Genomic DNA, 23,589 nt, shown 5'->3' with positions numbered 1-23,589 from the left:
ATCTCAGCATGCACCCTAACTAGTAGTCAGGATATGACCGAGCCAGAAGACCCCAGCCGTGAGCGCCTCAAGCACCACTTTGCCCAGCGGGTAATTCATCAGGCTCGTCAGATCCTGGAGATTTGGCAGCGCCTGCAACGCAGTGAGTGGTCAAGCACCGACCTGTCGGAGCTCAGCGAAGCCAACCTGCGCCTGCTGCGCTTTGCCGAGCGCTTCGAACAGCCCGAGCACTCCCAGTTGGCCCAAGGCATCAGCCAATCGCTGCAAGCGGTGGACGCCAATCGTGGGCGCCTGAGCAGCCACCTGATCACCGAAATCAACCGCTTGATGCAGCGCTTGTCTCGTACCGGCCTGCGCCATGGCGACCAACTCGAACACACCTTCCTGCCGCCGCTGCGCAAACCCATCTACGTGTTGCTGCAGGACCATGACCGCGCCGAGCGCCTGGCCAAGCAGTTGGAGTTCTTCGGCCTCAGCGCCCAGGCGCTGGACAGCGTCGCAGCGTTCCGCGCCTCGATGGTCGAGCGCCTGCCGGCGGCGATTGTCATGGATGTGGATTTCAGCGGCCCCGGCGCCGGCCTGAAACTGGCCGCCGAAGCCCAGGAAGGCCTGGAGCAACCGCTGCCGCTGTTGTTCTTCAGTTTGTTGGAAACCGACACGCCGACACGCCTGGCCGCGGTGCGCGCCGGTGGGCAGGAATTTCTCACCGGCACCCTCGAAGCCTCGAGCCTGCTGGAAAAGATCGAAGTGCTGACCTGCGTCGCCCAGTACGATCCGTACAAAGTACTGATCATCGATGACTCCCGCGCCCAGGCCATGCATACCGAACGCCTGCTCAACAGCGCCGGCATCATCACCCGCACGCTGATCGAGCCGATCCAGGCCATGGCCGAGCTGGCGGACTTCCAGCCCGACCTGATCATCCTCGACATGTACATGCCGGCCTGCACCGGCACGGAACTGGCCAAGGTGATACGCCACAATGACCGCTACGTCAGCGTGCCGATCATCTACCTGTCCGCCGAAGACGACCTGGACAAGCAACTCGATGCCATGAGCGAAGGCGGCGACGACTTCCTGACCAAACCGATCAAGCCCCGGCACCTGATCACCACGGTGCGCAACCGTGCCGCCCGGGCGCGCAACCTCAAGGCGCGGATGGTGCGCGACAGCCTCACCGGCCTGTACAACCACACCCATATCCTGCAACTGCTCGAGGATTGCAGCTTCCGCGCTCGCCGCGAAGGCAAGCCCCTGAGCTTTGCCATGCTCGACATCGACCATTTCAAACGGGTCAATGACAGCCACGGCCACCCCATGGGCGACCGCGTGATCAAGAGCCTGGCGCTGTTTCTCAAGCAGCGCCTGCGCAAGACCGACTTCATCGGCCGTTACGGTGGCGAAGAGTTCGCCATCGTCATGCCCGACACCGACATCGACGCCGCCTGCAAGGTGCTGGATGAGATTCGCCAACGCTTTGCCGAAATCCACTACCCGGCCCAGCCCCATGATTTGTGGTGCACCTTCAGCGCCGGCGTGGTGGAAATGAGCCATGATTTCGACAGCCTGATGATGGCCAGCCAGGCGGACGAAGCGCTGTACCGCGCCAAGCATGCCGGGCGCAACCGGGTGCAGAGCGCCCGCCAATCAAAGCAAAGTGCCACCTTTTCATCGGAATCGACCGATTCGGTCATAAACTTGTAACGCAAACGCAATAACTTCAGGCACTTACGATTCTGCCCCTGGTAGACCCTTGATGCGCCTGAAGCTGCTGACCAATCTCAACACCCTTCTTTTAGTTGCCGTGTGCCTGGGCCTTGGGGCCACGCTGTGGTGGTCGCAAATTGCCCTGGAGCGACCCTATCTGCTGATGGAGCGCTACCTGGGATTGTCGCGGCAGTTCCAGGGCGAAGTGGCGCGCAACATCGAGGACTACCTGGCCAGCGGCGACGCCTTGCGCCTGAGTGCTGCCACCCAGGCCCTGGAGACCCTGCAAAAAGACCTCGATCAATTCCCCCCGACACTGGCCAAGCCCCTGCGCCCGAGCCTGTCGAACCTCGATGGCTTCAGCAAGACCGATCTGCTGGCCGCCGGTAAACTGGCCGGCGATCCGCAGGCCTTGCTGCTGCAGGCCGAGCGTGAACTGAGCGCCAGCCTCGACCAACTGGCCCAATACGCCAATGGCGCCCCGGCCTACTTGCCCGCGCTGTTTGCCGCGTCGCAGCACCTGGGCCGCTTATCCCTCACACGGGACAAACTGGTCAGCAGTGGCCGCAGCGAGTTGGCCGCCGACGTCGAGCGGGAACTGGCGAGCATCCGTGTCGAGGCCGAACGCCTCGACAGCCTGCCACTGCTGGGCGTCACCGCCAGCAGCGAATCAGGCAGCGATGATTTCGCCGCGCTGATGGGTTTGGAAACCCAGGAAAAAACCGCCGCCGAAGACGCTGGCATCGCCCTCAAGCGCGAACTCAACAGCCTGCTCGGTCGTTACCCGGCAGAATTGGCCCGCACCCGTGAACTGATCCAGAAACGCACCGAACTGAGCAGCGCCACGCACCTGAAAATCGCCGATGTGCAACAGGCAATCGATGCCATGGAGCCGGCGGTACGGGCCCAGCATGGGCAGATCCAGGGAGAGGTTCGCTTGATCCAGGGGGTGATGATTGGCCTGATCCTGCTGATCGCGCTGCTCATCGACACCTTGCAGCGGCGCCTGGCGCGCACCTTGACGCACCTGGCGCCAGCCCTGTCGACTTGGGCCGAGGGCGACTTCAGCCGTGATATCCACGTAGGCGCCAGTAACCGCGAATTGCAAGACATCGAGGCTTCGCTCAATCGTCTGCGCGCTTACCTGGTGGACCTGGTGGGCACCATTCGGGTGAACGCCGAACAGGTCGCGGGTAGCAGCCGGACCCTGGCCGAACTGAGCGGCGAGCTGCACAGTGGTGCGGAGGATCAGGCCGACGATACGGCGCTGATCCGCGACTCCCTCAGCGAACTGGAAGCGACGATCCAGCAAGTGGCCGGCGATGCCAGCCAGGCCGCAGACGCCAGCCGCAGCGCCGGGCATGCGGTGGAACAAGGGCAGAAAGTCATCGGCCTGAGCCTCACAGGCCTGCATGCGCTGGTGGGAGAAGTACAAGGCAACGCGCAGATGATCGAGCAACTGGCCGAGGAGTCGGCCACCATCGGTGGTGTGCTGACGGTGATTCGCTCGATTGCCGACCAGACCAATCTGCTGGCCCTCAACGCCGCCATCGAAGCCGCGCGCGCCGGGGAAATGGGCCGGGGATTCGCGGTGGTGGCCGAGGAAGTCCGCTCCCTGGCCCAACGCACGGCCGGCGCCACCGCCGAAATCCAGACGCTGATCGCCCGTCTGCAACAGGCCGCACGCCAATCGGTGGACGGCATGCGCGCCCAGGTCGAACACGCCGAAGCCACCGCCAACCAGGCGCAAGCGGCCGACGGCGCGCTGGATGAGATCGTCGGCGCCATCCAGACCATCGCCGACACGGCGGTACGCATTGCCGACGTCACCGCCCAACAAAGCGGCGCCGTCAGCGAAATCCGCGATCACAGCGAGCGGATTCACCAACTGGGCGGCGACAACCTGCTGCGCATCGGCCAGGGGCGCGAACAAGGCGACAACCTGTTGGTCCTCGGCGGGCGGTTGCATACGGCAGTACAGGCGTTTCGGGTTTAGACCTCAGATCCAGTGTGGGAGCGAGCTTGCTCGCGAAAGCGCCGGGTCAGCTTGCATCGATGTTGAATGTACCGCCGCCATCGCGAGCAGGCTCGCTCCCGCATTGATTCGGGGGGACTCGGGAACTGATGTTCACCGCAGATTCCCTGTGGGAGCGAGCTTGCTCGCGAAAGCGCCGGGTCAGCTTGCATCGATGTTGAATGTACCGCCGCCATCGCGAGCAGGCTCGCTCCCACACTGGATATTCAGTAGGCATAAATTGTGTGTTCACCACAAATCCCTGTGGGAGCGAGCTTGCTCGCGATAGCGCTGGGTCAGCTTGCATCGATGTTGAATGTACCGCCGTCTTCGCGAGCAAGCTCGCTCCCACAGGGGTTCGGCTCCAACCGTATGACTGGATCAGGGACCCGGGTCACAAATTTCGCGCAAACATCGGTCATCGTGCTGGCTATTGCAGAGAACTGGACAGTCACAAAGGCTTTGCGGCATAGTCGCCAGGTTCTGATACCTGCTCACAGATAACAAGGAACAGCAGATGGCGACCCTATTGGTCCTGCACGGACCCAACCTGAACCTGCTGGGCACCCGTGAACCGGGCGTCTACGGCGCCGTGACACTGGCGCAGATCAACCAGGACCTGGAGCAGCGGGCCCGCAACGCCGGCCATCATTTGCTCTATCTGCAAAGCAACGCCGAATATGAATTGATCGACCGTATCCATGCCGCGCGTGGCGAAGGCGTGGACTTCATTTTGATCAATCCAGCAGCTTTTACACACACAAGCGTCGCATTACGTGACGCGCTGCTGGCGGTGAGCATCCCATTCATCGAAGTGCATTTGTCCAACGTGCACAAACGCGAACCTTTCCGCCATCACTCCTACTTCTCGGATGTAGCAGTGGGAGTGATCTGCGGCCTTGGCGCCAGCGGTTACCGGCTGGCCTTGGAGGCCGCCCTAGAGCAGCTTGAAAAACAGGCAACAGCTTGAAAACAAGCGTTAAGCGCCCCTGACCGACCCTTGGGAGTTGATGATTCATGGATATCCGTAAAGTTAAGAAATTGATCGAATTGCTGGAAGAGTCCGGCATCGACGAGCTTGAGATCAAGGAAGGCGAAGAGTCCGTACGCATCAGCCGCCACAGCAAGACCCCGGCCCAGCAGTTCTATGCACCGGCACCGATGCATGCTCCAGCCGCCGCGCCTGCTCCAGCAGCAGCGCCGGTTGCCGCAGCAGCGCCAGCCGCACCGGCTGCGCCAGTGCTCAACGGCACTGTCGCCCGTTCGCCAATGGTGGGCACGTTCTATCGCAAGTCTTCGCCATCCTCGCCGTCCTTCGTTGAAGTCGGCCAGACCGTGAAGAAAGGCGACACCCTGTGCATCGTCGAAGCCATGAAGATGATGAACCACATCGAAGCTGAAACCAGCGGTGTGATCGAATCCATCCTCGTCGAAGACGGCCAGCCGGTTGAGTACGACCAACCGCTGTTCACCATCGTTTGAACCGCGGAGAGCCTTTGATGACTGCGAAGTTGGAAAAAGTTCTGATCGCTAACCGCGGTGAGATCGCCCTGCGGATTCTGCGTGCCTGCAAAGAGATGGGCATCAAGACCGTCGCCGTTTACTCCAAGGCCGACAAAGAACTGATGCACCTGGGCCTGGCGGACGAATCCGTCTGCATCGGTCCGGCGTCGGCTGCGCACTCCTACCTGCACATCCCGGCGATCATCGCCGCTGCCGAAGTGACCGGCGCCACCGCCATTCACCCTGGCTACGGCTTCCTGGCGGAAAACGCCGACTTCGCCGAACAGGTCGAAAATTCCGGTTTTGCCTTCATTGGCCCGAAAGCCGACACCATCCGCCTGATGGGCGACAAGGTCTCGGCCAAGCACGCCATGATCGCGGCCGGTGTGCCGACCGTTCCGGGTTCCGACGGCCCGCTGCCTGAAGACGAAGAAACCGCTTTGCGCATCGGTCGCGAAGTTGGTTATCCGGTGATCATCAAGGCCGCTGGCGGCGGCGGTGGTCGCGGCATGCGCGTGGTACACAAGGAAGAAGACCTGATTTCCTCGGCGAAACTGACCCGCTCCGAAGCTGGCGCGGCGTTTGGCAACCCGATGGTCTACCTGGAAAAATTCCTGACCAACCCACGTCACGTCGAAGTCCAGGTGCTGTCCGACGGCCAGGGCCATGCGATCCATCTGGGCGACCGCGATTGCTCGCTGCAACGTCGTCACCAGAAAGTCCTCGAAGAAGCGCCGGCACCGGGCATCGACGAGCAGGCTCGCGAGGAAGTCCTGGCGCGTTGCGTCAAGGCCTGCATCGACATCGGCTATCGCGGCGCCGGTACCTTCGAGTTCCTGTACGAGAACGGTCGTTTCTACTTCATCGAAATGAACACCCGTGTTCAGGTGGAGCACCCGGTTTCGGAAATGGTCACCGGTATCGACATCGTCAAGGAGATGCTCAGCATCGCCGCCGGCAACAAGCTGTCGTTCACCCAGGATGACGTGGTCATCCGCGGTCACTCGCTGGAATGCCGGATCAACGCCGAAGACCCGAAAACCTTCATGCCAAGCCCAGGCACGGTCAAGCATTTCCATGCCCCGGGCGGCAATGGCGTTCGCGTCGATTCGCACCTGTACAGCGGTTATGCCGTTCCGCCGAACTACGATTCGTTGATCGGCAAGCTGATCACCTACGGGGCGACCCGTGATGAAGCCATGGCGCGCATGCGCAATGCGCTGGACGAAATCGTGGTAGACGGGATCAAGACCAACATCCCGCTGCACCGCGACCTCGTACGTGACGAAGGCTTCTGCAAAGGCGGCGTCAACATCCATTACCTGGAACACAAGCTGGGCAACCAGCACTGATGCTTCAAGTGATGTAAAAAGACCCCGGTCCATTGGCCGGGGTCTTTTTTTGCCTGTCGTTCACGATGCAGGCAACGGCATCAGCTCAGCATCACCGTAGAGAATTCCTGCAAGGCCAGTTGCGCCGCAGTCGCCGGCCGGCCCTGATGGGTGCGAACGGCACCGTTGGCATTGGCCACCAACGGTTCGCTGCGCAAGCGCGTCATGAACCCGCGCGCACGTATCGATACCGGATCAGAGCCCTGCTTCGCCCTCGCCAGTACCGGTATGTAATAGCGCTCGACTTGACTCTGCGAGGTCTTGAACACTGAGGTGACACCACTGCGCAGATCCAGCGCAACACCATAGTTATTCCCAAAGCAGGAAGAATACGACCAGTGATCCCAGGTGGGCTGCAGACCCTGGCGCCTCATCACCAACCGGACCGGCTCGCCAATGTCGGCCCCCGTCAGCCAGTCCCCACCCACCAGCGTGGCACGAATGTCCTTGGGCGATCCCCCCAGGCGCCGCGTCACATCGCGAACACTGCGCTCGATCAGCGTGCGGATGTTGTGATCAAAATGAATGACCGCCCCGACCTTGGTGGTCGGGTTGTACAACGAAGCGATCACGCACGTTTGCGCATTCAGCGAGAACAGATAATTGTCCGCCGCCTCGCTGAACCTCGCCACCACGGCTTCGCCCTGCAACGCCCCCCTCGTCACGTCCGGGAAGACATGCCCGGGAAACGCCTCCCGCAGCTCCCCCACTCGCCCGAGGTTGCGCACATGGTCGTTGCCGCCTCTCAAGCCAACCTTGTTATGGGTCCATTTGCCATTCGCCAGCCTGCGGATGGGCAGCTTGTACAACGCGCCGGGACGCCTGGCATCCACCAGGCATAACCCGCCAAAGTAGGGATCCTCCATCACCTGGTAGTACCGGCCCTTGCTCTGGATGTAGTGAGCGCCTCGCGGTTGCGTTGCGCTGGACGGGCTGCGATAGGCGCCAAAAAAAATCCCCTCCTCGGTCACCGGCTGCAAGTGCTCCGGTGTTCTGCTGACCGCCTGCTGCGGCTTCAGGCGTATGGGCGGGATCACCGGCCCAGCCTCTTTGGCGATGCCCGATGTCGCGCGCCTCAAGCGTTGAGCGGACAACGACAGCGGTTTCACCGCAAGCTTCAGGTTCCTGGCCGCGCGCCCTAGCAGCGTGGCCATGCTTGCGGCACCGAGCGTGGCGAACAGCGTCCCCCAGGTCGCGGCCAGCCAGTGGCCAAGCGCGCCTTCCGTGTCGCCCTGCCCATGCGCCTCGACCGCCTGCCCGGCGCTGACCGCCACCAAGCCAATGTCCAGCAACAAGGCAAACGGGGGGTAGACCATGCACACAGGAGCCGCCGCGAAGATCAGGCCCTTGAACACCTGATCCCTGATCATTTCGGCACGACTTGTGGTGATGTCCTCCACATCGGTGACAGCGCGCTCGATGCAGGCATCGAACTCAGCACTGATGTCCATGACCCGATTGAATTCGCGCACTGTATCGACGCGCGTGCTCCCGTTCGCCAGAGCCACCAGCGAACGTCCTGCAGCGGCACGCGCGCTCAGTGCGACCCGCTCCAGTAGGTAATGATGCAGTTGCGCGGCGATGCTCCCGGAGAAGTCCAGGTACTTGCGAAACAGGATCCCGTCCGGGGCGTCGGGTGTGTACAACCAGTAAAAAACCTTAGGGTCGAAGTAGGTGAAAACGTAGACCCCTTGCACGACGTGACCGCCGACGGTCAACTTGATCACGCCTTCGCGCGCCACGGCAGCGCCGGGGTGCGTGGCGCTGTTCACAGGCCTCCCATCGCTCAGCAGCGTGACTTGCCGGGTGAGCCACTGGAATTCGTCGGTGTTCAACATCGACTTGCCGTGGGCCACACGCAGGTCGCGATCCATCCGGGCCAACAGCATGTAGCGGTAAGCCTCGCGGCGTTTCGAATACTCAGGGTCCTTGGCATCGAGAAAGCTGGCGCGGATGTGCTTGGCATATCGTTCCCCCAGGTAAGCCACGCGGATGTGCGACGCCAGTTCGGCGCTGCGAACCTGCTTCAAATCCTGCCCGACAGAAGAACGCACGCCTCTTGCGGGGTCGTCGATATCCGAGTTGTGCTCGTATCCAAAAATGGCAAGGTCCAAGAGGCTGGCGGTTTTTTTCTCGGCTGCCAGCCCTGGGCTGTAGTCGATGAGCACAGTGGCCGGATCGACCGCTTCAAGCACGCCCTTGCTACGCAGGTACGGCGCAATCAAATGGGCGAAGGTGCGCTTGGCGAAGTCGATGAAGACTTCATAGTCGACCAGTTGGTCATCGAACACCTGCCGCTGAACCAGAAACTCCTGGTTCAAGCCGCTGATGTTGCGCCGGGACTCAAGCGGCAACGCCGAGTACCAGCGAGGCGACTCGTTCAGTTCCACTTGCGTCAGGTTATTGGCCAGGCCGGTCAAGACCGCGTTCTGAAGACCGGCCCTGAAACCGCTGACCGCCCCCCTGAGGTCTTTGCCCAGGTCCCACGAGGCTGGTTTTTCCGCCACGCCAGCAAAGTATTCCCGGGCCCGCCCATGATCGGTCGCAGAGAGTTGCTGCAGCAGATACTCGCGACCGGCTTCGTTTTGGGTCCAGGCACCGACCTCCCCGCTCAGCGCCCGAAGCGAGGTCAATTCGACCCATTCCTGGCCATCGGGTTTGCCGGGGGCATACAGCAGCAAGCCGCTGACGTCGTCGCCCAGGTCTTCGCGGTAGAACAGAAGAAGATCGGCACACTTCAGGCCATTGGGAAGCACCAGGCCGGCGACACGCCACACGCTGGCGGCTGGCGTCGCGACGTCACTCTCCCATAGGGCATGGAGAGCGTCATGGCCGGTCGCCGACAACTGGCCCGCACAACGCGCGATAAACGCACTGTGCTGCAGGCGCGCCAAAAACCAATCGAACATGGCCTCTTTCAGGTCAGCCCGTTCGTATCGGTCGGCCAGCGCTTGCAGGTACCCGGCAGGCGCATCGACGTTCGCCAGCAATCGGCCAATGAAGGCTGGCGAAAGGGACTGGTTACGCAGCATGCCGCCATTTTCCACCAGGAACACCGACACTGCGTCCGGCCGTACCGGGCCTGCCGCCACCAACTCACTCAGGTTGTAGGTGTGCACCGGCTGGCCCATCACCGTTCGCCACTGTAACTGCACGCGAATGCTGTCGGGTTCGACCAGCATGTCCAATTCATCCCTGGCATAGTCCCTGGCCAATTGCCGAGCGAAGGCCCGCAGCGAAACCAGGTCATCGACCAGTTCATCGACTTGTACCTGCGCCAGCGCGGCCTGGTTTTCAAGCGCCCGCAGCCGTTCACGATCCGGATTGCTCAAGCCCCGCAGCCAATGCGGCAATTGCAATCGCGCGAGCGCTCCAAGATCCCGCCGCTCGCGGGTTGTTGCCAACGCGGTCAAGCGACTCGCCTGGCGCCAGGCGTCCTGAAGCTCTTCGATCTGTTCTCGCAATTCATCGACGTCCAGGCCGGCCAGATGGTCAGGCTGGAAAAGCCCGTCGACCGCAACCCCATGCTCATCGAGTTTTTGCCTGAGCAACGCTTCGAGCGAGGCATCCTGCGACGCCATTCGCCAATGCCGTCGCAGATAATCCTTGTAGTGACTGACAAACCTCAGCGCCGCACTTTCCACCGCCTGGGCAACGCACTCGCGGCGCTCGGGGGCAAATCCCAGGTCCACCCCCTCGGGCCAACGGTAGGGCAAATCCTGCTCTTCGTCATAAACCACAGGCGCCTGGTCGATCATGCGCTGCAACACCGTGTCGAGCAGGGTGCCAATGAAGTGTGGATCGATGTTGCCTTGGTGATAATGGGTGCGCAGCTCGACCAGCAGGTACTCTTCCAGCACCTCCAGCAAGCTCATCTGGGTTTGCAGTCGCGCGTCGATAGCCACCTGCCAACGCGTCAATTTCTCCAGGGTCATTTGTGCAGTCGCCACCTGCGGGGAAGAGACCGGCCCCGTGCGCGCCATGTTGCTGTGCCGTTCGGCAGTGATGTCCATACACATTCCTCCCTGCTGTGTGGACCGGCACCTTATCCGCCCGGCGATACGCCCATGGCATACATATATATATCGAAACACCCACCCGGACGGCACGAGACTCGCTTATCCACTTTGGCGGCGACCTGGCGTACACTGCGCGCCTTTGCAGCCCTGCGCTGCCCCCTGTAGATTTTTTTCCAAAGGTGCCCGCCATGCCTTGGCTGCAAGTACGTCTGGCCATCAGCCCGGAACAAGCCGAAACCTACGAAGACGCGTTTCTTGAAGTAGGCGCCGTATCGGTAACCTTCATGGACGCCGAAGACCAGCCGATCTTCGAGCCGGAGCTCAACACCACCCCGCTGTGGTCCCACACCCACCTGCTGGCCCTGTTCGAAGGCGGTACCGAGGCGGCCAGCGTACTGGCCCATCTCGAGCTCCTGACCGGCAGCCCGCTGCCCGAGCATCACAGCGAAGTGATCGAGGACCAGGACTGGGAACGCAGCTGGATGGACAATTTCCAGCCAATGCGTTTCGGCCAGCGCCTGTGGATCGTCCCAAGCTGGCATGCCGCGCCAGAGCCTGACGCAGTCAACCTGCTGCTGGACCCGGGCCTGGCGTTCGGCACCGGCACCCACCCGACCACCGCACTGTGCCTGGAATGGCTTGACGGCCAGGACCTGAAGGGCTGCAACGTACTCGACTTCGGCTGCGGCTCGGGGATCCTGGCGATTGCCGCACTCCTGCTGGGTGCCAGGGAAGCAGTCGGCACCGACATCGACGTCCAGGCCCTGGAAGCCTCCCGCGACAACGCCGGGCGCAACAACATTGCCGAAGCCCTGTTCCCGCTGTACTTGCCGCAGGACTTGCCACAGGTCCAGGCCGACGTGCTGGTGGCCAACATCCTCGCCGGCCCGCTGGTGTCCCTGGCGCCGCAACTGTCGAGCCTGGTCAAGCCGGGCGGACGCCTGGCGCTGTCGGGCATCTTGGCCGAACAGGGTGAAGAAGTCGCCGCCGCTTATGCCGCGGACTTTGACCTGGACCCGATCGCCAATCGCGATGGCTGGGTGCGCATCACCGGACGTCGGCGCTAGAATGACCGCCTGTATCCACCGGATTGCCGCATGACTGACAGCTTCGTCACCCAGTGCCCGCATTGCCATACCCGTTTTCGCGTCAGCCATGCTCAATTGAGCGTGGCCCGCGGGGTGGTTCGTTGCGGCTCGTGCCTGCAGGTGTTCAATGCCGCACGACAGTTGCTGGAACAACGCACTGCCAAGCAAGCGGCACCTGCCGTCGCGCCGCCCACCAAACCTGCCGTCGAAGCCCCGCCCCGGGCGATCAGCCAGAAACAATGGAGCGCCGCCGAGCTGGATCTGGATGACCTGGACAAGGAACTGGCGCGCCTGGAGCGGCGCGACAATCGCGCGCCCGGAAATACCGGCCGGCGCCGGGAAGACAACCTGAGCGCGCAACGCGACTCGCTCTCCAGCGAACAGCAAGCCTGGGATGACAGCCTGTACAGCGAAACCCTGAGCGAACGCGCCGAAACCGTCCTCGATACCCCCTTCGAACCGTTCGAACCCCACGAACCGGTGCGGCCACCGCGTACCGAGCCGTCCCTGTCCCTGGCCCTCGAACCGCTGGAGCCGGACGACGAACCGGTCGCCCCGCTCCGCCTCGCGCCGGACGACGAGCCCGAGGAACACCTCGAACGCCTGTCCGCCACCGACGACCACGACGACGAACCCGAGCCACCGGTGCCACTGCGCAAGTCACGGGAACGCCAGGAGCCGGGAATACGCGCCGAAGCCCTCCACGACCTGGACGACGACCCGTTGCAACTGGACTGGCGCAAACGCCGCTCGCCCTGGGGCCGACGCTTGTTGTGGGGCCTGCTGATACTGCTCGCCAGCGCGGCCCTGGGCGGCCAGTACATCGCCTACCATTTCGAAGAGCTGGCCCGCCAGGACCAGTACCGGCCGTGGTTCCTGCAAATCTGTCCGACCATCGGCTGCGAAGTACCGTCCAAGGTCGACATCGCCAAGATCAAGAGCAGCAACCTGGTGGTGCGCAGCCATCCGGAGTTCAGCGGTGCCCTGGTGGTGGACGCGATCATCTACAACCGTGCGCCCTTCTCCCAACCTTTTCCGTTGCTGGAACTGCGCTTTGCCGACCTCAACGGACACCTGATCGCCAGCCGTCGCTTCAAGCCCGGCGAATACCTGGGTGGCGACCTCGAGGACCGCGGCGAAATGCCGCCCCAGACGCCCATTCACATCGCGCTGGATATCCTGGACCCTGGCCCCAAGGCGGTTAACTACAGTCTGAGCTTCCATTCCCCCGAATGAAGCCGGCCAGGGTCGGCCAATTGACGGCAGCTTTCTGACTGACCCTACCCAGACCAAACCGCTGGCGATAACAAAATAGCTGTTCAGATTTTATCCAATTCGATCTTTATCCAGTCATCGAGAGCGGGTATCATGCCAACCCTTTTTCGAAGTCTCATGATCCGGCCCCACTTCAGGGAAGTCCTATGTCGGCGGTACGCATCGGCCCATATACATTGCAGAACGGCCTGATTCTCGCCCCTATGGCGGGGGTCACCGACCAGCCCTTTCGTCAGTTGTGCAAACGACTGGGTGCAGGATTGGTGGTTTCGGAAATGGTCACCAGCGACATGAGTTTGTGGAACACCCGCAAATCGCGTCTGCGCATGATCCACGAAGGTGATCCCGAGCCCCGCTCGGTACAGATCGCCGGTGGCGACGCGCAGATGCTGGCGGAGGCGGCCCGGGCGAACGTCGAGCTGGGGGCGCAGATCATCGATATCAACATGGGTTGCCCGGCAAAGAAGGTCTGCAACAAGGCCGCAGGCTCGGCACTGTTGAAAGATGAAGCACTGGTCACCGAGATCCTGCAGGCGGTCGTCGCCGCGGTCGATGTGCCGGTGACCCTGAAGATCCGCACCGGCTGGGACCGGGAGAACAAGAATGGCCTGGTAGTGGCGAAGATCGCCGAACAGGCGGGCATCACGGCGCTGGCGGTCCACGGCCGCACCCGTGCCGACCTGTACACCGGCGAGGCCGAGTACGACACCATCGCCGCGATCAAGCAGGCGGTGTCGATTCCGGTGTTTGCCAATGGCGACATCGATTCGCCCGAGAAGGCCCGGTACGTGCTCGACGCGACCGGTGCCGATGGCCTGTTGATCGGCCGGGCCGCCCAGGGGCGGCCATGGATTTTTCGTGAGATCGAACACTTCCTGCGCACGGGCGAAAAGCTCGCGGCGCCGCAGTTGTCCGAGGTGGAACGTATTCTGCTAGAGCATCTGGCCGCGCTACATGCCTTCTACGGAGAAGTCATGGGTGTACGCATCGCTCGCAAGCATGTGGGCTGGTATCTCGCAACCCTGCCGGGCGCCAGGGAGTTTCGCGCCCGTTTCAATCGTTTGGATGGTACACAAGCACAATGCGCCGACGTTCAGGCGTTCTTCGCTGAGCGTTACAAGAGCCTGACAGGGGACGAAGGGGTGGCCGCATGACGATGATGACCGAGACTTTAGTGAGTGGAACAACACCCGTGAGCGACAACGTGAATTTGAAACAGCACCTCAATACGCCCAGCGAAGAAGGCCAGACCCTTCGCGGGAGTGTCGAGAAGGCGCTGCACAATTATTTCGCCCACCTTGAGGGCGCTGCCGTCACGGATGTGTACAACCTGGTGCTTTCCGAAGTCGAGGCGCCGCTGCTCGAAAGCGTGATGAACTACGTCAAGGGTAACCAGACCAAGGCCAGTGAGCTGCTGGGCCTGAACCGCGGCACCCTGCGCAAGAAACTCAAGCAGTACGATCTGCTGTAAGCATTCAATCAAACCAGAAAGGCGCCCGCGTAAAAAACGGTCGCCTTTTTTGCTGACTTCCCTTGCTTTTGATGGAAATTGAAATGACCGACCAGACCACCCGCCTGCCGATCCGCCGCGCCTTGATCAGCGTCTCCGACAAGACCGGGATCCTCGAATTCGCCCGCGAGCTGCAACAGCTGGGCGTCGAGATTCTCTCCACCGGCGGGACCTTCAAGCTGCTGCAGGACAACGGCGTCGCCGCAGTGGAAGTCGCGGACTACACCGGTTTTGCAGAAATGATGGACGGTCGGGTCAAGACCCTGCACCCGAAAATCCACGGCGGGATCCTGGGCCGTCGCGGCATCGACGACGCCATCATGAACGAACACGGCATCAAGCCGATCGACCTGGTAGCGGTCAACCTCTACCCGTTCGAAGCCACCATCAACAAGCCCGGCTGCGACCTGCCGACCGCCATCGAGAACATCGACATCGGCGGCCCGACCATGGTCCGCTCAGCGGCCAAGAACCACAAGGACGTGGCCATCGTGGTCAACGCCAGCGACTACGCCAGCGTGCTGGAAAACCTCAAGGCCGGAGGCCTGACCTACGCCCAGCGTTTCGACCTGATGCTCAAGGCCTTCGAACACACTGCCGCCTATGACGGCATGATCGCCAACTACATGGGCACTGTGAACCAGGCTGCTGAAACCCTGTCGACCGAAGGCCGCAGCGAATTCCCGCGCACCTTCAACACCCAGTTCGTCAAGGCCCAGGAAATGCGCTACGGCGAGAACCCGCACCAGAGCGCGGCGTTCTACGTGGAAGCCAAGCCTGCCGAAGTCGGCATTGCCACCGCCACCCAGCTGCAAGGCAAGGAACTGTCGTTCAACAACGTGGCCGACACCGACGCCGCGCTGGAATGCGTGAAAAGCTTCGTCAAGCCCGCCTGCGTGATCGTCAAGCACGCCAACCCGTGCGGCGTGGCGGTGAGCCCGGACGCCGAGGGCGGCATCCGCCAGGCCTACGAACTGGCCTACGCCACCGACACCGAATCGGCCTTCGGCGGCATCATCGCCTTCAACCGTGAGCTGGACGCCGAGACCGCCAAGGCCATCGTCGAGCGTCAGTTCGTCGAAGTGATCATCGCCCCTTCGGTCACTGAAGAAGCCCGCGCCATCGTTGCCGCCAAGGCCAACGTGCGCCTGCTGGCCTGCGGCCAATGGTCGGCCGACCGTGTGCCGGCCTGGGACTACAAGCGCGTCAATGGCGGGCTGCTGGTCCAGAGCCGCGACATCGGCATGATCGGCAGCGAAGACCTCAAGGTCGTGACCAAGCGCGCCCCGAGCGAGCAGGAAATCAACGACCTGATCTTCGCCTGGAAAGTCGCCAAGTACGTAAAATCCAACGCCATCGTCTACGCCAAGAACCGCCAGACCATCGGTGTCGGCGCCGGCCAGATGAGCCGCGTGAACTCGGCCCGCATCGCCGCCATCAAGGCTGAACACGCCGGCTTGCAGGTACAAGGCGCGGTCATGGCTTCCGATGCGTTCTTCCCGTTCCGCGACGGCATCGACAACGCGGCCAAGGTCGGCATCACCGCCGTGATCCAGCCGGGTGGTTCGATGCGTGACGCTGAAGTGATTGCTGCCGCCGACGAAGCCGGCATCGCCATGGTATTCACCGGCATGCGCCACTTCCGTCACTGATACACCGACCCACTGTGGGAGCTGGGTGGGTGTGGGAGCAAGGCTTGCCCGCGATGCAGGCAACTCGGTCCATCAGGCAAACCGAGGTGATGCTATCGCGGGCAAGCCTTGCTCCCACACAAGCCCAGCTCCCACAGAAAAGCATCTCTGCGATGCTCAACAGAATCAGCGTCATCCGAGGTTTTTGAAATGAATGTTTTGATCATTGGCAGCGGTGGCCGCGAACACGCCCTGGCCTGGAAAGTGGCTCAGGATCCACGCGTGCAGAAGGTTTTCGTGGCACCGGGCAATGCCGGCACCGCCATCGAAGCCAAATGCGAAAACGTCGCCATCGACGTGCTGGCCCTGGAACAACTGGCCGACTTCGCCGAGAAGAACGTCTCGCTGACCATCGTCGGCCCGGAAGTGCCGCTGGTCGCCGGTGTGGTCGATCTGTTCCGCGCCCGTGGCCTGGACTGCTTCGGCCCGACTGCCGGTGCCGCGCAGTTGGAAGGCTCGAAAGCGTTCACCAAGGATTTCCTGGCGCGTCACAAGATCCCGACCGCCGACTACCAGAACTTCACCGAAATCGAACCGGCCCTGGCGTACCTGCGCGAGAAAGGCGCACCGATCGTGATCAAGGCCGACGGCCTCGCTGCCGGTAAAGGCGTGATCGTTGCCATGACCCTGGCCGAAGCCGAAGACGCCGTGCGCGACATGCTCGCCGGCAATGCCTTCGGTGACGCCGGTTCCCGCGTGGTGATCGAAGAGTTCCTCGACGGCGAGGAAGCCAGCTTCATCGTCATGGTCGATGGCAAGAACGTCCTGCCAATGGCCACCAGCCAGGACCACAAGCGTGTCGGTGACGGCGACAGCGGCCCGAACACCGGCGGCATGGGTGCCTACTCCCCGGCCCCGGTGGTGACCGCCCAAGTACACCAGCGCGTCATGGACCTGGTGATCTGGCCAACGGTGCGCGGCATGGCCGAAGAAGGCAATGTCTACACCGGTTTCCTCTATGCTGGCCTGATGATCGACAAGGCTGGTAACCCAAAAGTCATCGAATTCAACTGCCGTTTCGGCGATCCTGAGACCCAGCCGGTGATGCTGCGCCTGCAGTCGAGCCTGGTCCTGCTGGTCGAGGCCGCACTGGCCCAGGCACTGGACAAGGTCGAAGCCCAGTGGGATCCGCGTCCAAGCGTCGGTGTCGTATTGGCGGCTGGCGGTTACCCGGGCGACTACGCCAAGGGTAGCGCGATCCAGGGCCTGGAGGCCGCGGCTCGCCTGGAAGGCAAGGTCTTCCATGCAGGCACGGCGTTGAAGGATGGGCAAGTGGTCACCGCCGGCGGTCGTGTGCTTTGCGCCACCGCCATGGGCGCCAGTGTCGACGAAGCTCAGCAGCAGGCCTACAAGCTTGCCGCCGAGATCGACTGGGAAGGTTGCTTCTACCGCAAGGACATTGGCTACCGCGCCATTGCCCGCGAGCGTGGCGAAAATCTGGAATAACCCAGCCATTCAGCCAGGCAAGGGTCTGCGGCCCTTGCCTGACTGTTCCGGCGCCGCGCATAGTTATAATCTGGCATCAACCTACGAAGGGATTTCGCCGTGCGCTGGCTCAGGATTGCCATAGGCCTTACCGTCACCTTGCTGACGCTGCTCTGCATGCTCCCGGCCCAGGCCGCGCCAGGCAGTGGCTGGGCGGTATTGCTCGACGAACAGGGCGACCTGACGCTGAGCGACATCCGTTCTGCCCGCTACACCAATCAATTCAGCCCCATCGACCTGGACCGCCTCAAGGCCGCCGAGCCCGGCGGGGCATTGTGGTTGCGTTTCCGCCTGGCCCCCGACCGGCATGAACAGATCCTGCGCATCTTCGCGCCCGACCTGTCGCGCCTGAACCTCTACGTGCTGGACGGCGACGCCCTGGTTGACCAGCAAGTCAGCGGCAATGCCACGCCGCACACCGAACCTGCGGTACCCAGCAGCGATTTCATGCTGCCCTTGCCGCGCAGCGACAAATCGCTGGACGTCTACCTGCGACTGTCCTCGCGCCATGAACTGCGCCCCTACATCACCTTGCAATCGGCAGTCATGGCCGCGGCCGATCAGAACCAGACACTGATCTATGGGTTGCTGTTCGGCTGCATCGCCATGCTGGTGCTGCACAACCTCACCCGCTATGCCTACACCCGTTCACGCAGTTGCCTGTGGCTGGCAGCCTGTGAAGGACTGCTGATGCTCAGCCTGGCGCTGTTGCTGAATCTGGCCGGACCCTGGCTGCCCGACTGGCCAGCCGTCCAGACGCCCGGAGCCTACCTGGCCTTGTTGCTGACTGCGCCCTGCGGCTTGATGTTCGCCTACCGTTTCTTCGCACCCCTGGGGCCGCACCCGTTGAATCGGCTGCTGCTGGGGGACATCGTGCTCGTCATGCTGTGCAGCCTGTTGCTGTTGTTCGTCAACACGCTGCCGCTCAATATCATGACCTACGCCCTCGTGGCCCTGGCCGGCCTGAGCATGCTGCTCGTCAGCGCCTGGCACTGGCAAAAGGGCTACCGCCCGGCCCGGCTGTTCGTCGCGGCCATGGTGGTCTTCAACCTGGGCACGCTGATTATCCTTCCGGCACTGCAAGGGCTCACGGAGGTTGCTCCCCAGGGCTTGATCATCACCCTGCTGATCTTCATCTGCATCAGCGGCCTGTTGATGAGTGTCGCCCTGGGCGAGCGCCAGCGCTCGATCAACGAAAGCCGGTTCAGCATCAGCCGCGACCTGGCGGCGAGCAATGCCGAGATCAATGCCAAGGCCGAGTTCCTGGCCAAGATCAGCCACGAGATCCGCACCCCGATGAACGGCGTGCTGGGCATGACCGAGCTGCTGCTGGGTACGCCGTTGTCGGTCAAGCAACGCGACTACGTGCAGACGATCCACAGCGCCGGCAATGAGCTGCTGACCCTGATCAACGAGATCCTCGACATCTCCCGGCTCGAATCCGGGCAGATCGAACTGGACGACGTGCAGTTCGACCTCAATGCACTGATCGAGGATTGCCTGAGTATCTTCCGTGCCAAGGCCGAACAGCAGAATGTCGAGCTGATCAGTTTCATCCAGCCCCAGGTACCGCGAGTGATCAGCGGTGACCCGACGCGGCTGCGCCAGGCGCTGCTGAGCCTGCTGGAAAACGCCCTGAAGAAAACCGACGAGGGCGAAGTGCTGATCGTCGTCGCCCTCGACGAGCGCAGCAATCAGCCGCGCCTGCGCATCGCCGTGCAGGACAGCGGGACGCCGATGGACGCCGAAGAGCGCGACACGCTGATGCACGCCGAACTGCACAGCAAGAACTTCCTGTCGGCCACGCGCCTGGGGGGCAACCTGGGCCTGGTCATCGCCCGTCAGTTGATCATCCTGATGCACGGGGAATTCGGCATCAAAAGCGGCAGCAACCAGGGCAGTACCTTGTGGCTGACCCTGCCGCTGGACCCGGATCGCCTCGAACATCCGACTTCCGACCTCGATGGCCCGCTGCAAGGGGCGCGGGTATTGATCGTCGACGACAACGACACCTGCCGCAAAGTACTGGTGCAACAGTGCAGCGCCTGGGGCCTGAACGTCAGCGCCGTGCCATCGGGCAAGGAAGCCCTGGCGCTGCTGCGCACCAAGGCGCACCTGCGCGATTATTTCGACGTGGTGTTGCTGGATCAGAACATGCCAGGCATGACCGGTATGCAACTGGCGGCCAAGATCAAGGAAGACCCGAGCCTGAACCACGACATCCTGTTGATCATGCTCACCGGTATCAGCAACGCGCCGAGCAAGATCGTGGCACGCAACAGCGGGGTCAAGCGCATCCTCGCCAAACCGGTGGCCGGCTATACCCTCAAGACCACCCTGGCGGACGAGCTGAACCAGCGCAACCGGGGCCAGGCGACGAATGTGCAGGTGAACGCCGGCCCTCCCCTACCGGTAAAGGTGCCGAGCGATTTCCGCATCCTGGTGGCCGAGGACAACAGCATTTCCACCAAGGTCATCCGTGGCATGCTCGGCAAGCTCAACCTGCAACCCGACACCGCCAGCAACGGCGAAGAAGCCCTCAAGGCCATGAAGGAGCAGCGTTACGACCTGGTCCTGATGGACTGCGAAATGCCGATCCTCGACGGGTTTTCCGCCACCCAGCAATTGCGCGCCTGGGAAATGGGCAACCAGCGGACCCGCACTCCCGTGGTGGCGCTCACCGCGCACATCCTGGCCGAGCACAAGGAACGCGCCCGCCAGGCCGGGATGGACGGCCACATGGCCAAGCCGGTGGAGCTGTCGCAGCTGCGTGAGCTGATCGAACACTGGGTGGCCCAGCGCGATCAGCAAAAACCGACTGCATCGACTTATTGAACCGAGCCAAGCCTGCGGGAGAGCACGCCTCAGAGTTCCAGGGCGCTGAGGTAGGTGGACGCTTGGGACATCACCGAACGTTTTACCTTTTCCCTGAAGGTGGCGTAGTACAGCGTATTGAAGTTGATGAAGGTCATTCGCTCGACACTGTTGCGCACCCAGTCGCCGCGCTCGATGAACAAGAATCGAGACGTCTGTCGACGCAGCTGGAACTGGCAGTGATAGACGCCCATTGCAATTCGATGGATGCCGTTCGGCACGCAGGGAATCATCTGGAAAATGCCTGTGTCGCGCGACAGGCTGGTTGATTCGAACAGCTCTAGCGCTTTGGGATTGCTCTCCAATGCCACCAACGCACCACTGGCCGGGGCGTGAAAAGCTTCGCCAAGACGAGCCTCGATATGTTGTGTCGCTCCCACCCCCATCGGACCTTCAATGGCCGGCAGCGTCTGCGGGCGCGGTACGTCCCAGCCCAGGAATCTGAGCTGATTGCAGTAATAGTCGAACCAGTGACCAGACAACCCGTCGCGATAGGCCGCCCAGGTGGCCCGTTGCGCATACATCGTGCTCAAGTACACATCTTCCCGATGGGAATCAGGTAGACCGGCAGCGAACGAAACGACACTGCCGCCAACGACTGCGGCAGATGGAATCGGCCCCCTCATCTGCAGACCTCTTCGGCAGGAAGAACACCTGCATCATCGATAGCCTTGGTGATATCGGCAATGGTGTCGCCGACGACAGCCGCAACCTTACGGGCGATAACCTCACGGGCAGGGGCGAACAATGTTTCGCTCAGTTGCACGCGGAAATAACGTGCCGTCACACAGCCGTCGATGTCTTTGCCAGCAAAGCACTGCCTCCAAGGATTGGCCTCGATCACTTTCACTGTGTCGAATTGCAAATAGACACCTGCCATCGAAACAGGGCTGTGCGCCACGATCACCAACAAGCGCACGGGGCTGGACGATGAAGGGCTCTGCGGCGGATCAGGTTCGTTGTGTTTTTGCATATGCTTGCGCAGGATACTCAGCGCTGGCAGCGAGCCGGGTAACGCTGCGACACGGTCCAACACCGCCATGATCTGCTGTTGCTGATCCGGACGATCGTCCAAGGGTATTGCTGCAACCCACTCCAATGGCGAGCTGGTCCCTTCTTGTTTCGGTAGCAGGTCCTTTCGCCGCTTGGCACCTGATATCCAGGCGACACCCAGGACGTCCATATAACTACCGTACCAATCAGCGCTTGGTAGGCGTTGCAGATTTTTGTTAGCCACCAATTGCGCGAGCAAGACCGAGTTCATCAGGTCGTCAATTGCCGCGTCCCGCACAATGGAGGGAACTAAAACAATCGCCGCCGCGTTAACAAAAACCGAATATGCCTTGTCCATGCTTTTATTCCTTTTGAAAAAAAGGCAACCGACCCTCCGGCTGCCTTATTGAAATGAAGCTTAGATTTCGTATTCTTCGATCTTGCTTACGGCATGATTACCCAACCTGCCAATAATGATGCCCCGGGTGCGCTCGACAATACTCGGAACTTTCCTGAAAACCGACTCACCTTTATACAACTTCACTTCGCGACTGCTCCAATCTGCAAACAGGACCTGGGTCGCGCTGTTGCGCCGGATAAAGCGCACGGTGCCAAGCAACATGCTGACTTCACCATCAATCTCGACACAGGTACCGGCCGCCATTCCGCCCACCCCATGCTCCAGCAAGTTTCGTTCAAAAAGAGTCAGCGTCTTTTCTTTCTTCTGCAAGGCAGTAATCGCACTGTCAGCGACCTTCAGCAGCAACGCCGAAGCCGCGCTTCCAAGGGCAATACCCGACACTACGGACGCGAGGATGTCCAACACCAGTTTGTCCATCCGCACGGTGTTACCGGTAATGCTCAGGTCATCATAGAACCGCTGGGTAGCGACCCAACCGGCATTCGTCATGACTTCAACAAACTTGTAGTACCACTCTCGTCCTTGGGATTCGAGAGGGTATTGCCTGTTGGCGACCAGGGAAGCAAAGAGAAAAGCATGCTGCGCGTCTTCTTGATGCTGGGGAGAAAGACCACCGGCGAAGGCCAGGATGCCTTCACCGACAACCGATCCCTTCGCAGGGGGCTCGATATCACCCGAATACAACGAGCGGGGACTGACATCGGGATAAATATCATAACTTTCCAGGCGCGCCACACAGGCGGCCACACTGCTATCACACACTTCAAAACTCATAAGTTACTCCTTAAGTTATAAAGCAAGTCACTCCATGACCTGCGACCCCACACTAACCAACTCAATCAGGCACAACAACACCTGACTTGTAACTTCAAAATAAAAGTCAACCCAGCAACATTAATAAAACAAACTCAAAACAACCCTTCGAATAAAAAACGCCCCGCCATTACATCCAATCAAATGCCGACAGTCGATTCAGAGGCTGATAGACTCCAGCGATGTCTTTCGCAATGAGTCTGAACCATGCTCCACGTGCTATTCAGCGTGTACCTCAAGATGCTGGTGCTCTATAGCCCCTTCTTCGTGCTGTCGTGTTTTATCGGGCTGACTCGCGGCTATTCGCGCAAGGAACAACGCCGCCTGGCCTGGAAGGTCGCGACCGCGACGCTGGTCTCCAGCGTGTTGCTGTATTTGTTCGGACGGGTGATTTTCAGCGTGTTCGGCATCACCGTGGATGCCTTCCGTATCGGCGCCGGCAGTGTGCTGTTCATTTCGGCACTGGGCATGGCCCAGGGCAAGTCGGCCGTGCAGACCGACAACGTGCAGCAGGACGTGACCATCGTCCCGCTGACCATTCCATTGACCGTCGGCCCCGGCACCATCGGTGCCCTGCTGGTAATGGGCGTGAGCCAGCCGCACTGGGACGACAAACTCATGGCCATCATCAGCATCGCCCTGGCGAGCTTCACCGTCGGCGTCGTGCTCTACCTGTCCAGCCGTATCGAACGAATCCTCGGCGACCAGGGCTTGCAGATCGTCAGCCGCCTGATGGGGCTGTTTGTCTGCGCCTTGGCGGCGCAGATCATTTTTACCGGGGTGAAGGGCTACCTGGTGCCGTAAA

The 23,589-nt window shown here is 61.5% G+C and carries 17 protein-coding genes; 13 read left to right on the top strand and 4 right to left on the bottom strand.

Features of this window, described 5'->3' with window-relative positions:
* Positions 1–33: 33 nt before the first annotated feature.
* The 5 genes from QMK47_RS04380 (at position 34) to accC (ending at position 6,576) form a co-directional block, all read left to right on the top strand.
* Positions 34–1,704, top strand: a complete 1,671-nt coding sequence (locus QMK47_RS04380; protein WP_253471369.1) for a diguanylate cyclase — start codon at positions 34–36, stop codon at positions 1,702–1,704.
* Between the two features lie 52 nt (positions 1,705–1,756).
* Complete coding sequence (locus QMK47_RS04375; protein WP_253471367.1) at positions 1,757–3,703, top strand: methyl-accepting chemotaxis protein; 1,947 nt, start codon at positions 1,757–1,759, stop codon at positions 3,701–3,703.
* 535 nt (positions 3,704–4,238) lie between these two features.
* A complete protein-coding gene (aroQ, locus tag QMK47_RS04370; RefSeq protein ID WP_018605716.1) occupies positions 4,239–4,691 on the top strand; it encodes a type II 3-dehydroquinate dehydratase in 453 nt (150 codons plus the stop codon).
* A gap of 47 nt (positions 4,692–4,738) precedes the next feature.
* The gene (accB, locus tag QMK47_RS04365; protein ID WP_018605714.1) at positions 4,739–5,203 is read left to right on the top strand and encodes an acetyl-CoA carboxylase biotin carboxyl carrier protein; all 465 of its coding nucleotides are present in this window, start codon (positions 4,739–4,741) and stop codon (positions 5,201–5,203) included.
* Positions 5,204–5,220: 17 nt separating this feature from the next.
* Complete coding sequence (gene accC / locus QMK47_RS04360; RefSeq protein ID WP_018605713.1) at positions 5,221–6,576, top strand: acetyl-CoA carboxylase biotin carboxylase subunit; 1,356 nt, start codon at positions 5,221–5,223, stop codon at positions 6,574–6,576.
* Positions 6,577–6,656: 80 nt separating this feature from the next.
* On the opposite strand, the gene QMK47_RS04355 is transcribed toward accC, so the two are convergent.
* The gene (locus QMK47_RS04355; protein WP_253471363.1) at positions 6,657–10,628 is read right to left on the bottom strand and encodes a dermonecrotic toxin domain-containing protein; all 3,972 of its coding nucleotides are present in this window, start codon (positions 10,626–10,628) and stop codon (positions 6,657–6,659) included.
* A gap of 194 nt (positions 10,629–10,822) precedes the next feature.
* Here QMK47_RS04355 and prmA point away from each other — a divergent pair, with 194 nt between their 5' ends.
* The 7 genes from prmA to QMK47_RS04320 all read left to right on the top strand — a co-directional run bounded on the left by prmA (position 10,823) and on the right by QMK47_RS04320 (position 20,518).
* Entirely contained in the window at positions 10,823–11,701 is an 879-nt protein-coding gene (prmA, locus tag QMK47_RS04350; protein ID WP_013692161.1) for a 50S ribosomal protein L11 methyltransferase, read from the top strand.
* A gap of 30 nt (positions 11,702–11,731) precedes the next feature.
* Complete coding sequence (locus QMK47_RS04345; RefSeq protein WP_253471361.1) at positions 11,732–12,958, top strand: DUF3426 domain-containing protein; 1,227 nt, start codon at positions 11,732–11,734, stop codon at positions 12,956–12,958.
* Between the two features lie 185 nt (positions 12,959–13,143).
* A complete protein-coding gene (gene dusB, locus QMK47_RS04340) occupies positions 13,144–14,151 on the top strand; it encodes a tRNA dihydrouridine synthase DusB (RefSeq protein ID WP_253471358.1) in 1,008 nt (335 codons plus the stop codon).
* Positions 14,148–14,468 (top strand): DNA-binding transcriptional regulator Fis, encoded by a 321-nt coding sequence (gene fis / locus QMK47_RS04335; RefSeq protein ID WP_003186237.1) that lies wholly within the window; start codon positions 14,148–14,150, stop codon positions 14,466–14,468. Before dusB ends, fis begins: the two co-directional genes overlap by 4 nt.
* Before the next feature lie 83 nt (positions 14,469–14,551).
* Positions 14,552–16,159 (top strand): bifunctional phosphoribosylaminoimidazolecarboxamide formyltransferase/IMP cyclohydrolase, encoded by a 1,608-nt coding sequence (gene purH / locus QMK47_RS04330; protein ID WP_258690288.1) that lies wholly within the window; start codon positions 14,552–14,554, stop codon positions 16,157–16,159.
* A 189-nt stretch (positions 16,160–16,348) separates the two neighbouring features.
* Positions 16,349–17,644, top strand: coding sequence for a phosphoribosylamine--glycine ligase (gene purD, locus QMK47_RS04325; protein ID WP_253471354.1), 1,296 nt, complete (start codon positions 16,349–16,351; stop codon positions 17,642–17,644).
* Positions 17,645–17,743: 99 nt separating this feature from the next.
* Positions 17,744–20,518 (top strand): hybrid sensor histidine kinase/response regulator, encoded by a 2,775-nt coding sequence (locus tag QMK47_RS04320; RefSeq protein ID WP_253471352.1) that lies wholly within the window; start codon positions 17,744–17,746, stop codon positions 20,516–20,518.
* 29 nt (positions 20,519–20,547) lie between these two features.
* Here QMK47_RS04320 and QMK47_RS04315 read toward each other — a convergent pair whose 3' ends face one another.
* From QMK47_RS04315 to QMK47_RS04305, 3 genes are all read right to left on the bottom strand, one after another.
* Positions 20,548–21,081 (bottom strand): hypothetical protein, encoded by a 534-nt coding sequence (locus tag QMK47_RS04315; protein WP_320390507.1) that lies wholly within the window; start codon positions 21,079–21,081, stop codon positions 20,548–20,550.
* 98 nt (positions 21,082–21,179) lie between these two features.
* Positions 21,180–21,908 carry a hypothetical protein gene (locus QMK47_RS04310; protein WP_320389841.1) on the bottom strand — a complete coding sequence of 243 codons (729 nt, stop codon included), beginning with the start codon at positions 21,906–21,908 and terminating at the stop codon, positions 21,180–21,182.
* A gap of 60 nt (positions 21,909–21,968) precedes the next feature.
* Positions 21,969–22,745: a hypothetical protein gene (locus tag QMK47_RS04305; protein ID WP_320389840.1), complete on the bottom strand. Its 777-nt coding sequence runs from the start codon at positions 22,743–22,745 to the stop codon at positions 21,969–21,971.
* 246 nt (positions 22,746–22,991) lie between these two features.
* Here QMK47_RS04305 and QMK47_RS04300 point away from each other — a divergent pair, with 246 nt between their 5' ends.
* On the top strand, positions 22,992–23,588 hold the full coding sequence (locus tag QMK47_RS04300) for a MarC family protein (RefSeq protein ID WP_003186248.1): 597 nt from the start codon (positions 22,992–22,994) through the stop codon (positions 23,586–23,588).
* Position 23,589: the final 1 nt, after the last annotated feature.

This window comes from Pseudomonas sp. P9_35 (assembly GCF_034008205.1).
In the GTDB taxonomy this organism is placed as follows: domain Bacteria; phylum Pseudomonadota; class Gammaproteobacteria; order Pseudomonadales; family Pseudomonadaceae; genus Aquipseudomonas; species Aquipseudomonas kilonensis.
This window is presented reverse-complemented; position numbering and strand designations above follow the sequence as displayed.

What these genes read in the sequence shown, in the direction of transcription:
- QMK47_RS04310 (WP_320389841.1), bottom strand. Translation starts at nt 21,908, where the DNA reads ATGGACAAGGCATATTCGGTTTTTGTTAACGCGGCGGCGATTGTTTTA.
- QMK47_RS04345 (WP_253471361.1), top strand. Translation starts at nt 11,732, where the DNA reads ATGACTGACAGCTTCGTCACCCAGTGCCCGCATTGCCATACCCGTTTT.
- QMK47_RS04300 (WP_003186248.1), top strand. Translation starts at nt 22,992, where the DNA reads ATGCTCCACGTGCTATTCAGCGTGTACCTCAAGATGCTGGTGCTCTAT.
- QMK47_RS04355 (WP_253471363.1), bottom strand. Translation starts at nt 10,628, where the DNA reads ATGGACATCACTGCCGAACGGCACAGCAACATGGCGCGCACGGGGCCG.
- aroQ (WP_018605716.1), top strand. Translation starts at nt 4,239, where the DNA reads ATGGCGACCCTATTGGTCCTGCACGGACCCAACCTGAACCTGCTGGGC.
- dusB (WP_253471358.1), top strand. Translation starts at nt 13,144, where the DNA reads ATGTCGGCGGTACGCATCGGCCCATATACATTGCAGAACGGCCTGATT.
- prmA (WP_013692161.1), top strand. Translation starts at nt 10,823, where the DNA reads ATGCCTTGGCTGCAAGTACGTCTGGCCATCAGCCCGGAACAAGCCGAA.
- accB (WP_018605714.1), top strand. Translation starts at nt 4,739, where the DNA reads ATGGATATCCGTAAAGTTAAGAAATTGATCGAATTGCTGGAAGAGTCC.
- QMK47_RS04315 (WP_320390507.1), bottom strand. Translation starts at nt 21,081, where the DNA reads ATGTATGCGCAACGGGCCACCTGGGCGGCCTATCGCGACGGGTTGTCT.
- accC (WP_018605713.1), top strand. Translation starts at nt 5,221, where the DNA reads ATGACTGCGAAGTTGGAAAAAGTTCTGATCGCTAACCGCGGTGAGATC.
- fis (WP_003186237.1), top strand. Translation starts at nt 14,148, where the DNA reads ATGACGATGATGACCGAGACTTTAGTGAGTGGAACAACACCCGTGAGC.
- purH (WP_258690288.1), top strand. Translation starts at nt 14,552, where the DNA reads ATGACCGACCAGACCACCCGCCTGCCGATCCGCCGCGCCTTGATCAGC.
- QMK47_RS04380 (WP_253471369.1), top strand. Translation starts at nt 34, where the DNA reads ATGACCGAGCCAGAAGACCCCAGCCGTGAGCGCCTCAAGCACCACTTT.
- purD (WP_253471354.1), top strand. Translation starts at nt 16,349, where the DNA reads ATGAATGTTTTGATCATTGGCAGCGGTGGCCGCGAACACGCCCTGGCC.
- QMK47_RS04375 (WP_253471367.1), top strand. Translation starts at nt 1,757, where the DNA reads ATGCGCCTGAAGCTGCTGACCAATCTCAACACCCTTCTTTTAGTTGCC.
- QMK47_RS04305 (WP_320389840.1), bottom strand. Translation starts at nt 22,745, where the DNA reads ATGAGTTTTGAAGTGTGTGATAGCAGTGTGGCCGCCTGTGTGGCGCGC.